10 protein-coding genes are annotated in these 11,699 nt (G+C 72.0%); 5 read left to right on the forward strand and 5 right to left on the reverse strand.

The genetic code is table 11. The features are described 5' to 3' along the window. Both VOI19_RS05265 and VOI19_RS05270 read left to right on the forward strand, forming a co-directional pair. The coding region (locus VOI19_RS05265; protein ID WP_323791906.1) for an alpha-hydroxy-acid oxidizing protein at positions 1–286 on the forward strand (286 nt) is incomplete at its 5' end. A gap of 34 nt (positions 287–320) precedes the next feature. Then, positions 321–839: a thioesterase family protein gene (locus VOI19_RS05270; protein WP_323791907.1), complete on the forward strand. Its 519-nt coding sequence runs from the start codon at positions 321–323 to the stop codon at positions 837–839. Between the two features lie 65 nt (positions 840–904). On the opposite strand, the gene VOI19_RS05275 is transcribed toward VOI19_RS05270, so the two are convergent. Continuing rightward, the gene (locus VOI19_RS05275) at positions 905–3,283 is read right to left on the reverse strand and encodes an MMPL family transporter (protein WP_323791908.1); all 2,379 of its coding nucleotides are present in this window, start codon (positions 3,281–3,283) and stop codon (positions 905–907) included. 49 nt (positions 3,284–3,332) lie between these two features. After that, entirely contained in the window at positions 3,333–3,917 is a 585-nt protein-coding gene (locus VOI19_RS05280; protein ID WP_323791909.1) for a TetR/AcrR family transcriptional regulator, read from the reverse strand. Between the two features lie 121 nt (positions 3,918–4,038). On the opposite strand from VOI19_RS05280, the gene VOI19_RS05285 reads away from it, so the two are divergent. Next, a complete protein-coding gene (locus tag VOI19_RS05285) occupies positions 4,039–5,115 on the forward strand; it encodes a hypothetical protein (RefSeq protein ID WP_323791910.1) in 1,077 nt (358 codons plus the stop codon). A 7-nt stretch (positions 5,116–5,122) separates the two neighbouring features. Here VOI19_RS05285 and VOI19_RS05290 read toward each other — a convergent pair whose 3' ends face one another. After that, positions 5,123–5,332, reverse strand: a complete 210-nt coding sequence (locus VOI19_RS05290; protein ID WP_323791911.1) for a hypothetical protein — start codon at positions 5,330–5,332, stop codon at positions 5,123–5,125. An 85-nt stretch (positions 5,333–5,417) separates the two neighbouring features. On the opposite strand from VOI19_RS05290, the gene VOI19_RS05295 reads away from it, so the two are divergent. Then, the gene (locus VOI19_RS05295) at positions 5,418–6,338 is read left to right on the forward strand and encodes an NAD-dependent epimerase/dehydratase family protein (RefSeq protein ID WP_323791912.1); all 921 of its coding nucleotides are present in this window, start codon (positions 5,418–5,420) and stop codon (positions 6,336–6,338) included. Here VOI19_RS05295 and VOI19_RS05300 read toward each other — a convergent pair. Further along, on the reverse strand, positions 6,316–6,999 hold the full coding sequence (locus VOI19_RS05300; RefSeq protein ID WP_323791913.1) for a GntR family transcriptional regulator: 684 nt from the start codon (positions 6,997–6,999) through the stop codon (positions 6,316–6,318). The genes VOI19_RS05295 and VOI19_RS05300 overlap by 23 nt on opposite strands. Between VOI19_RS05300 and VOI19_RS05305 the strand changes: the two genes are divergently transcribed. Beyond that, the gene (locus VOI19_RS05305; RefSeq protein ID WP_416366331.1) at positions 6,989–9,853 is read left to right on the forward strand and encodes an FAD-binding and (Fe-S)-binding domain-containing protein; all 2,865 of its coding nucleotides are present in this window, start codon (positions 6,989–6,991) and stop codon (positions 9,851–9,853) included. The genes VOI19_RS05300 and VOI19_RS05305 overlap by 11 nt on opposite strands. 81 nt (positions 9,854–9,934) lie before the next feature. On the opposite strand, the gene VOI19_RS05310 is transcribed toward VOI19_RS05305, so the two are convergent. Further along, on the reverse strand, positions 9,935–11,374 hold the full coding sequence (locus VOI19_RS05310) for an MFS transporter (RefSeq protein WP_323791915.1): 1,440 nt from the start codon (positions 11,372–11,374) through the stop codon (positions 9,935–9,937). Between the last annotated feature and the right edge of the window lie 325 nt (positions 11,375–11,699).

Genomic DNA, 11,699 nt, shown 5'->3' on the forward strand with positions numbered 1-11,699 from the left:
GGTGGTGAAGGAGGTCGGCAGTGACGTCGAGGTGCACCTCGACACCGGCATCATGTCCGGGCAGGACGTCGTCGCCGCGATCGCCCACGGGGCGCACTTCACGCTCATCGGGCGCGCCTACCTCTACGGCCTGATGGCCGGCGGGCGTGAGGGCGTCGACCGGGCGATCGCGATCCTGGAGGGGCAGATCACCCGCACGATGCGGCTGCTCGGCGTGAGCACCCTTGACGAGCTCGAGCCGAGTCACGTGACGATGCTCGAGCGGCTCGCGCCACGGATCCGGTGACCGCCGCGGGTCGGCACCGGCTAGCGTCGTGGTCGTGACCACTTCTTCTGACACGACCGCCCTCCAGCCCACCTACGAGCAGGTCGCCTCGCTGCCGGCCTTCGCGCAGATGTCGGTGCCGACGGCGTTCGAAGACCTCAACGGCCACCTCAACATCCGCCACTACCTCGGGATCGCCAGCGAGGGCCTCGACGAGTCCCTCGTCGAGGTCGGCATCCTGCAGCAGTGGCCGACGATCGCGGGCTCCGCGGTCTTCACCGCCGAGCACCACCTGACCTACCTCTCCGAGCTGCGCACCGGCGACAAGATCTCGGTGCGGGTGCGACTGCTCGGCCGGTCGGCCCGGGCGGCGCACGTGCTGGTCTACCTGCTCGACGACGAGAAGCAGCGCGTGAGCTATGTGATGGAGGAGGTCTTCCTCCACATCGACATGGAGAGCCGCCGTACGGCCGAGTGGCCCGCCGACGTGGCCGCGGCCCTCGACGAGCGCGTCGCCCGCGACGCCGACCTCCCCTGGGAGCCGGCGCTCTCGGGGTCGATGTCGCTGCGCTGAGACCGGCCCGTCACGGCCCGCGCCGAACGCAGACACCGCGTCGGCATCGCCGGGGACGGCGAGGGTCAGCCGACGGGCTGCATCTCGCGGGCGCCGTCCACGGGGTCGCCGCCCTGGTCGCCGTCGTCCTCGTCGAGGTCGTTGCGCAGGTGCGGACGCACCAGCTTCTCGCCCTCGACGTCGACATCGGGCAGCAGCCGGTCGAGCCAGGCCGGGAGGTACCAGGCCTTCTCGCCCATCAGGTACATCAGGCCCGGGATCAGCACCATCCGCACGACGAAGGCGTCGATCAGGACGGCGACCGCCAGCGCGAAGCCGAAGGACTTGATGACCGGGTCCGGCTCGAGGACGAACGCCGCGAAGACGAACGTCATGATCACCGCGGCGGCGGCCACCACACGGGCCGAGTTGCGGAAGCCGTCGACGACCGCGTCGTGCGTGGAGGCGCCGTGCACGTGGGCCTCACGCATCCGGGTCACCAGGAACACCTGGTAGTCCATCGCGAGCCCGAAGACCACGCCGATCACGAAGATCGGCACGAAGCTGACGATCGGCTGGCCGTCGAAGATCCCGAAGGCGCCGTTCTGGAAGACCGCGACGGTCGCGCCGAGCGTGGCGAGCACGGTCAGCAGGAAGCCGAGGGTCGCGGTGAGCGGCACCAGGATCGAGCGGAAGACGATCATCAGCAGCAGGAAGGCCAGTCCGACCACGACCGCGAGGTAGAGCGGCAGGGCGCCGGTGAGCCGGTCGGAGACGTCGGTGGTGATCGCCGTCAGACCGGTGATGCCGATGTCGGTGCCGCTGGCCGACTCGATGGCGGACTCGCCCTCGCGGAGGTCCTCGAGGAGGTCCTTGGTGGCCGGGTCGTCCGGGCCGGACGACGGCAGCAGCAGCAGCTGGGTGCCCTCGGCCGGGCCCTGGTCCGACTCCGCAGGTGGCTGGAGGGCGGCGGTGTCGATCACGGCCGACACGCCGTCCTGCTCGGCGGCCCAGTCGACGACCGCGGCGAAGGCGTCGGTGCGCTGGGCTGCGGGGAGGTCCCGGCCGTCGACGACGATCTGGAACGGCGCCTCGCGACCCGGGCCGAAAGCGTCGGCGAGCAGGTCGCTCGCCTGGCGCTGGGTGGTCTCTGCCGACTTGGTGCTGTCGGTCGGGAAGGCGAGGTAGAGGTCCTTCAGCGGCAGGGCGAGCGCGCCGAGGCCGACGACGACCAGCAGCACGGCAGCCACCGGGCGGCGAGCGATCAGGCGCGCCCAGCGGACGCCGTTGTTGACGACGCGTCCGTGCTCGTCACGGGTGGGGCGGTACTTGCGCACCTGGCCGCCGAAGGCCTTCGACTTCATCAGGCCGAGGATCGCCGGCAGCAGAGTCAGAGCCACCAGGACGGCGAGGAGCACCGTCACCGCGGCGGCCAGGCCCATGATCGTGAGGAACGGGATTCGCACGACCGAGAGCGCCGAGAGCGCGATGAGCACGGTCAGGCCCGCGAAGACGACCGCGGAGCCGGCGGTGCCGACGGCACGGCCGACAGCCTCGGCCCGATCGGCGGTGTGCTCGAGCTCGCTCCGGTAGCGGGCCAGGATGAACAGCGAGTAGTCGATGCCGACCGCGAGCCCGATCATCGTGGCGAGCAGCGGTGCTGAGGAGGAGAGGTCGAAGAAGGCGGTCATGCCGGTGACCCCGGCGAGACCGAGACCGACGCCCCAGATCGCGGCGACGATGGGGAGCCCGGCAGCGACGAGGCTGCCGAAGGTGAGGATGAGGACCAGCAGCGCGAGGCCGATCCCGATGAGCTCGGCGGCGCCGCCCGGGGTGCCGAAGTCGCCCATGCCCTGGCCGTTCGCGGCGACCTGGAGGCCTGACTCGGACGCGGTCTCCATCGCGGCGAGGACGGGAGCCTGGGTGTCCTCGGTGACGTCGGTGACGGTCTCGACGTCGAAGTCGAAGGTGATCACACCGACCCGGCCGTCGGCCGAGACGGGAGCGAAGGCCTCGGCGCCCTCAGGGGGCGCGTTTGCTCCCTTCCCGCCCTGGGGCTGCTCCGCGGTGTCGCGTGCCTCGAGGGCCAGCACCGGGTTGAGGGCGTCGCGACCTTCGGCGCTGGTCAGCACTTCGGGGGCGGCCGGGCCGGTGGAGAGGTCGACGAGCAGCTGGGAGATGGCGTCGGCGTAGGGCTGGGCATCGATGCGCTCGCCCTCGGGGGCTGCGACGACGACGTTGACCGTCGCCTGGTCGAAGGCGTCCGTGGCTCCGGGGAAGAGCTCGGCCTGGAGGTCGGCCGCCTCCTCCGAGGGGATGCCCGGGATCGAGAAGCTGTCGGTCGTGGGCTTGGAGAAGGCAGCGGCGAAACCGCCGACGGCGATCATCAGCACCAGCCAGCCGGCGATGAAGATCGGCCAGCGCCGGTAGGCGGTCTTGCCAAGGCGGTAGAGCAGGGTGGCCATGGTGGTCTCCTGGGAAGGGTCGGGGAGAGGCGTGGGAGGGTGAGAGCGGTCAGGCGCCGAGAAGTGATCGGGCGGTGCGCAGGCTCTCGTCGAAGTGGAAGGCGATGGGGCGCTCGTCGGGGTCGACGAGGTACTCGTCCAGGGCGGCGTCGAACAGGGCGGCGAGCACGCCGACCGCGACCCGAGCCCGCTGGGCTGCGAAGGCCGGGCCCTCGCGGGTGATGATGTGCTGCACGATCTGGGCGCTGAGGTCGACGTAGCCCTCGTGGACCCGCGCCACCAGGCGCGGGTTGGCGAGCATGATCCGGCGGCCGCGCGCGAGCACGTCGCGGTCGAGGGCGTCGGTGCGCAGGAGCGGGAGCACCAGCGTGCGGAGGTCCTGCACCAGGTCGCGGTCGGGTCCGCCGGAGCAGAAGGTGTCGACGTCGTCGGGGTCGAGGATCGGGAAGACCCCCAGGACGGCGTCGATCTTGCTCGGGAAGTAGTTGAACAGGGTGCGGCGGGAGACCTCAGCAGCGGTGGCGAGGTCGTCCATGGTGAAGCCGTCCAGACCGGCCTCGTCGGTGAGCGTCTGGGCGCAGAGCATGATCCGGTCGGCGGTGAGGACCCGACGGTCCGTTGCACTCTTGATCATGTAGTGCAGGCTTGCACTTCCGCGTTGGTCAGTGCAATTCCCAATGGGTGTGATCTGCCCCTCAGCTCGCCGACTCTGCGCGAGGCGGCGGTCGTGGAGTGGGCTCGCGTAGCGTGCGCTCGTGCCGAACCCCACGAACAGTGCAGCCGACGATGCAGCCGACACAGCGGAGCACGACCTGGCAGCCAGGCTCCTCGACGCCCAGGTGCGCTTCCACCTCGACCGGTTGTCGGGGGAGCAGCAGGCCGTCACGGTGGCCCGCCTGGCGGAGTCGCTCCTCGCCGCCTCCCAGTCGCACCAGGTGGCCGACCTCGTCGACGCCGCCACCCTGCGCACCATCGTCGTCCGGGCCCTGGCGACGGTGCCGGCCAGCGCCGCGGTCAGCGGCTTCGTCGAGCTCGACGTCACCACGGCGTACGACGGCCCCGGCGAGCCGTTCCCGCTCGGTGAGGTCGTCGAGCGTGCCCAGGTCGAGGTGCTCGTCGACCGGGTGCTGGCGCTGACCCCGGCGCTCGAGCGGGGCCTGGACCGGCTCACCGAGTCGCCGCTCGTGGGCACCGTCGCCTCGCGGTTCATGGGCCGGGTGGTCGGTGAGGTCGTGCAGGCCAACCAGGCGGTGGCCGACAAGGTTCCCGGTCTGGGGTCACTGATGTCGTTCGGCACCAGCGCCGCCTCGAAGATGATGGGTGCTGCCGACAAGCAGCTCGAGGGGCTCCTCGGCGACACGGTCGGCAAGGGCGGGACCTTCGCCGTACGGCGGCTCAACCGCATCGTGCTGGAGACCCTGCGCGACCCCACGACTCGTGACGCAGTGCTCCAGGTGTGGGACCTCGCCGCGCGCGAGCCGGTCGCGTCGGTGGCCGGGAAGGTCTCGCGCGAGGAGGTCGACGGCGTCGTGGACGCCGTGCACGACCTGGCGGTCACCGGGCTCGCCGGCGAGCGGGTGGCGCAGCTGGTCGGCGTCGTCGTCGACGGCTTCTTCGAGCGCTTCGGCGGCTACACCCCTCCCGAGCTGCTCGACGAGCTCGACCTCGACCGCGCCGACCTGGTCGCTGACCTGGTGCGACTGGCCCCCGGGGTGCTCGACGCGCTGCGCGAGTCAGGGGACCTGGAGCGGATGGTGCGGACCGAGCTCGAGCCGTTCTACGCCTCCGCGGAGGTGCGTGACCTCCTCGGAGGCGCAGACGGTCCAGCGTGAAGGTCGATCAGCCGAGGACCTCGGACACCGACACGGTTCCCTCGCCGTCCTCGATCGCCTTCACGAGTGCGGTGACCTGGTCGTCGGTGAGGTCGACGTCGGTCTCGCCGAGCGCCTCGCGCAGCTCCTTGTCGACGGTGCCCTCGGTGGCGCCGTCCTGGTAGGAGGTCATCCGGTCGACGACGGCCTGGACTACTTCGTTGCGTTCGTTGCTCATGGCCACGTTTCTACCGACCCGTGAGCCGCGCGACCTCACCCCGAAGTCTGGGGGTTGCTCACACCCCGCGTGACAGGGTGGCGCCATGACTGATCCACACACGTCTCCGTCCGGTCCGATCGTCGTCACGGGAGCCAACGGTCTCGTCGGGTCGCGGGTCTGCGCGGCCCTCGCCGAGCGCGGCGTCACCGTGCGCGCCGTCGTACGACGATCGGGCACCGCACCGAGCCTGCCCGGCGTGCTGGAGTGGGTCGGCGACTTCCACGACCCGGGTGTGGCTGCAGCCGTGACCGACGGGGCGAGCGCCGTGGTGACGACGGTGCACCCGATGGGCAGCGACCTCGAGACCCAGCGCGCCATCGGGGTTGAGGGGACGCCGGTGCTCGCCCGCGCGGCGAAGGACTCCGGCGTCGAGCGGTTCGTCCACGTCTCGACCGCTGCGGTCTACGACCGTGCGCCGGAGGCCGGTGACATCAACGAGAGCTCCCCGCTGGTGGGCGACGACGGGGGCGACTACCCGGTCACCAAGCGCGACACCGACGCCGCGCTGGCCGACGTCACCGGACTCACGACGGTGCTCCTGCGCCCGCCGGCGATCCTCGGCGCCTCGAGCAGCTCGGTGTGGAACACGCTGCGACCCAAGGCGATGCGTGAGCGCGAGGAGGCGCGTCACGCGCGACCCGACGCGACCTTCCCGTGGGTGCACGTCGACGACCTCGCAGCCCTGGCCGCCGACGTGGCCTCGGGTGCGATCGCGGCCTCGGGTGACCCTGCGCGCGGCCCGGTGGCCGGTGCGACGACGGCGCTCAACGTGGCCGCCGGTCCTGCCACGCAGGCCGACTACTACCGCGCGGTGTGCAGCGCGGTCGGCGTCGAGCCGGTGTGGGACGACGGTCCCGCTTGGACCGGGCAGATCAGCAGCGCTCGGGCGCACTCCTGGGGCTGGACTCCGGCGGTGTCGCTGGAGGACGCACTGAGCGAGGTCAGGACCGGTCTGCGCGACTGAGGAGCAACGCGGTCGACTCGAGGTGGTGGCGCATCGCCTGCTCGGCGGTGCGGCCCTCGCCGTCGAGCACGGCCTCGACGATCGTCGCGTGCTCGGCGTGGATCTCGTCGAGGCTGCGTCCGGTCGCGGTGGTCGGCGGGCCCAGCAGGGCGGTGGTCGCCCGCAGCTGGTCGATGATCGCGGCCGCGCGGGCGTTGCCGGCGGCACGCAGCAGCGCGTCGTGCAGGGCGCGGTCGGCCGGCCAGAACGAGGCGGCATCGCCACGCTCGGCGGCGCCGCGCATGGTCTCGACGAGGCCGGCGAGGGTGTCTCGGTGCTCGTCGGTCGCGTGCTCGGCCGCGCGGCGACAGGCGGCCGGCTCGAGGGCGAGACGGATCTCGAAGATCTCCTCGATGTCGTGCGCCGTGGGCAGGACGACGCGGAACCCGCGGTTGCGGGCGATCTCGACCAGGCCCGCCTCGGCGAGGCGCAGCAGCGCCTCGCGCACCGGGCTCCGCGAGACACCGAGCAGCTCGGCGAGCTGGTAGACCGAGTACGTCGTGCCCTCGACGAGCTCGCCGGCCGCGATCGCGTCGCGCACCGCCACGGCGACGTCGTCGGAGAGCGACCCTCCCGCGGGGGAGGGCAGGATCAGTCGCGGCATGAGTAACATGTTACTCATGCAGCCAGTCAGCGACGTCGTCCAGGCCTTGACCCGCGCCGGTCTCGAGGCGCACGCCGATGCCGGCACGATCGCGATGTACTCCACCGACGCCTCGCTCTACCGGATCCCGCCGCTCGCCGTCGTCCGGCCGCGCCACGTCGACGAGGTGGCCGCGGCCCTGGCTGTCGCCCGCGAGCAGGGCGTGCCGCTGACCTCCCGCGGCGCCGGCACGTCGGTCGCGGGCAACGCGGTGGGGCGCGGGATCGTGCTCGACTTCTCCCGCCACCTCAACCGGGTGCTCTTGCTCGACCCCGACGCGCGCACGGCCGTGGTCGAGCCCGGCACCGTGCACGCGGTGCTCCAGAAGGCCGCCGCGCCGTACGGCGTCCGCTTCGGGCCCGACCCGTCGACCCACCCGCGCTGCACCGTCGGCGGCATGATCGGCAACAACGCCTGCGGCTCGCGGAGCCTCGCCTACGGGCGCACGTCCGACAACGTCGCCGGGCTGCGCCTCCTCACCGCGGCGGGCGAGACGATCACCACCGGCTACGACGCCACCGGCGCTCCCACCGTCGCCGGTGGTGAGTCGGTCGTCGCCGGCCTGCGCGACGTGATGGGTCGTCACCTCGCGACCGCACGCACCGAGTTCGACCGCTTCGGTCGCCAGGTGTCGGGCTACGCCGTGCAGCACCTGCTGCCCGAGCGCTTCGACCTCGGCCAGGCCCTGGTCGGCTCCGAGGGCACCCTCGGCGTGCTCACCGAGGCCACGGTGCGGCTCGTGGTCGACGCCCCGGTGCGGGTGGTGGTGGCGATGGGCTTCGCCTCGATCGTCGAGGCCGGCGAGGCCGCCCCGGCCGTGGTCGCCCACGGCCCGACGTCGTGCGAGGGGCTCGACTCCCGCCTGCTGACCGTGCTGCGCGAGCGGCGCGGCGAGGGGGCCGTGCCTCCGCTGCCCAAGGGCGACGCATGGCTCTTCGTCGAGCTCGCCGGCGACGACCTCGGTGAGGTGTCCGAGCGGGCCCGCGCCCTGGCGTCGTCCGGCATCGCGCTCGACGCCCTCGTCGTCGAGGACCCTCTCGTGCAGGCGCGACTGTGGCGGATCCGCGAGGACGGCGCCGGCATGGCCGGGCGCTCGCCCGCGGGCCGGCCGGCCTGGCCGGGCTGGGAGGACGCCGCCGTGCCGCCCCACATGCTGGGCTCCTACCTGGCCCGCTTCGACGAGCTCGTCTCGGCGCACGGCATGACCTCGGCGCCGTTCGGCCACTTCGGCGACGGCTGCATGCACGTGCGCCTCGACTACCCGCTCGACCGCCCCGACGGCACCGCCGCCCTGCGCGCTTTCCTCGTCGAGGCCGCCACGCTGGTGGGGGAGTACGGCGGGTCGCTGTCGGGCGAGCACGGTGACGGCCGCGCCCGCAGCGAGCTGCTGCCACACATGTACTCATCCGACGCGATCAAGCTCTTCGGCGCGGTCAAGCACGCCTTCGACCCCGACAACGTGCTCAACCCCGGCGTGCTGGTCGACCCCGACCCGGTCGACGCCGACGTCCGGTTCGCAGGCTCCTTCCCGCTCGAGCGCTCGGGCCGCAAGAAGCTCGCGTTCGCCTACCCGCACGACGACGGTGACCTCGCGCAGTCGGTGCATCGCTGCACCGGCGTCGGGAAGTGTCGGGCCGACAACTCCGCCTCGGGCGGGGTGATGTGTCCCTCCTACCTGGCCACCCGCGAGGAGAAGGACTCCACCCGCGGGCGTGCCCGCGTGCTCCAGGACGTCGTCCGCGGCGAGCTCGCCTGGGACGCCCCGGAGGTGCACGCCTCGCTCGACCTCTGCCTTTCGTGCAAGGGCTGCGCCTCCGACTGCCCGACCGGCGTCGACATGGCGACCTACAAGTCCGAGGTGCTCCACCAGACCTACAGCCGCTCGGCAGGTGGACGCCGGCTGCGGCCGCGCGCGCACTACTCGCTGGGTCGGCTGCCGCTGTGGGCGCGACTCGTGGGTCTCGTGCCGGGACTGGCCCTGGTCGCCAACCTGATGCTGCGGCTGCCCGTGCTCGGCGCCCTCGGCAAGTGGGTCGCCGGGGTCGATGGACGACGCTCGGTGCCGGCCTTCGCCCGTCGGTCGTTCCGGTCGTCGTACGACGGTCCGACGCCGGCCGCTGCCGCGGGCAAGCCGGTGATCCTCTTCGCCGACTCCTTCTCCGACGCCTTCGACCCCGAGGTCGCCGCCGCGACCGTGCGCGTTCTCGAGGACGCCGGCTACGCCCCGCGGCTCCCGGACTCCCGCGTCTGCTGCGGGCTGACCTGGATCACCACCGGCCAGCTCGACGCCGGACGACGGATCCTGTCCGACACCGTCGCGACCCTCGTGGGCGCTGCGCGCGACGGCGTGCCGATCGTGGGCATCGAGCCGTCGTGCACCGGCGTGCTGCGCTCCGACGCCGTCGAGCTGCTCGACACCGACGACGCCCGGGTCGTGGCCGCCGCGACGAAGACACTGGCCGAGCTGCTCGCCGACACCCCGGGCTGGAACGCCCCGGACCTCTCCGGCACGACGGTCGTCGCCCAGCCGCACTGCCACCACCACGCGGTGATGGGCTGGCAGGCCGACGCCGACCTGCTCGCGTCCACCGGAGCCACGGTGCAGCGGCTCTCGGGCTGCTGCGGGCTCGCGGGCAACTTCGGCGTGGAGATCGGTCACTACGACGTCTCGGTCGCCGTCGCCGAGCAGCAGCTGCTCCCCGCGCTCGACGCCGCCACCGACGCGGTCGTGCTCGCCGACGGCTTCTCCTGCCGCACCCAGGTCGCGGACCTGCGCGACCGGCCGTCGGTGCACCTGGCGCAGCTGCTGGACGGCGGCAGAATCACCACTTAACTGGTGAAACTCCCGGTTCCTGCACGGAACTTCATGACACAAGCGGGAGTTTCACCGCTGAAGTGGTGAAACTCCCCGAGCTCACGCGGAGGCCTCCACCAGCCCCACATCAGCGACGTCGGCGCGAGCGCGGGCGTGGACGTGCGGCACGAGCGCGGTCAGGGCGAGGCCCACGAACGCCGCGACGGCGCCGATGGCGAAGCAGAGCTGGTAGGCACCCTCGGTCGGGATCAAGAGTCCGTTGAAGTCACGGGTCGAGGCCGTCAGCACCGTCACCATCACCGCGGCGGCACTCGTCGTACCGATCGAGCGCATCAAAGCGTTGATGCCGACGGCGGCGCCGGCCTCGCGGGGCGAGACGTTGCCCATGATCAGGGTGGGCATCGCGCCGTACCCGATCCCGACGCCGGCTGCGGCGATGCTCGAGGCGATGAGCAGCTGCCAGGGGGTGGCCATCAGGAAGAACGCCGTGAGGTAGCCCAGGCCGAGCACCAGGGCGCCGATCATCAGGGTCTGCTTGGGTCCGATGGCCTGGATCAGCCGGCCGGAGACCGGGGCGAAGGCCATCATCACCAGCCCACCGGGCGCCATCCACAGGCCTGCAGCGAGCAGCGTCTGGCCCAGCCCGAACCCGGTGGCCGTGGGCAGCTGAAGGAGCTGGGGCATGACGATCGACATCGCCATCATTCCGAAGCCGATCGCGATGGCGGCCAGGTTGGTGAGCAGCACCGGGCGGCTCGAGGTCGCGCGCAGGTTGACCAGGGGCTCGCGCCGACGCAGCTCGTAGGCGCCCCACACGAGCAGGACGACGATGCCGGCCGCGATCGAGCCGAGCGTGCGTCCGCTGGCCCAGCCCCAGGCGTTGCCCTTCGACACGCCGATCAGGGTCGCGACCAGGCCGATCGTGAGACCGACCGTGCCGACGAGGTCCAGCGAGCCGCCCGCGTGGTCGTTGCGGTGCGGGACGAGGGTCACCGCGCCGAGAGTCATCACGGCGGAGAGGGCGGCGCCCATCCAGAAGATGGCGTGCCAGTCGAAGGTCTGCGCGACGAAGGCCGACAGCGGCAACCCGATCGCGCCGCCGACGCCGAGCGTGGCGCTCATCGCGGCGATCGCGGTGTGCGAGGTCCTGGGGGGAGTGATCTCGCGGATCAGGGCGATGCCGACAGGGATGAAGCCCAGCGCCATCCCCTGGAGTGCTCGTCCGGCGAGCATCGGTGCGAGCGAGTCCGACAGCGCCGAGACGACCGAGCCGACGACCAGCAGGGCGGACGTCGCCACGAGGACCCGCTGCTTGCCTAGCAGGTCGCCCAGGCGGCCGCTGAGCACCATCGAGACCGCACCGGCCAGCAGGGTGATCGTGACGACCCACCCCGCGTTGGAGGGGGACGTGTCGAGCAGCGTGGGCAGCTGACCCTGGATCGGGACGACGAGGGTCTGGGTCAGTGAAACCGTCATGCCGCCGAAGCACAGGACCAGGACGGTGAGCAGCCCGCGAGAGGGCGGAGTGGTCGCGCGCATGGTTGTGTATCTTACACATCGCATCCCGGTCTGGAAGGATGGTCGCGATGCCCCCTGCCCCGACCGCTCGGCGAAGGAGCCGACAGATGCCTACGCAACGACCCGTGAACGACCCGGAAGGCCTGCGGGACCCAGAGAACTCAGTGGGCTCAGTGGACTCGGTGGACTCGGTGGACTCAGCACACCTGGTCGACCTCGCCGCGCTCGCCGGTGAGCTGCTTCGGCTCCAGCGGCGTCGGACGTCGGTCTACGAAGGGGTCGTGCTCGACAACTCTGCCTTCCGCCTGCTGTGGGTGCTCAGTGACGGCACGCCGCGCACGTTGCG

The organism is Nocardioides sp. (assembly GCF_034670285.1).
In the GTDB taxonomy this organism is placed as follows: domain Bacteria; phylum Actinomycetota; class Actinomycetes; order Propionibacteriales; family Nocardioidaceae; genus Nocardioides.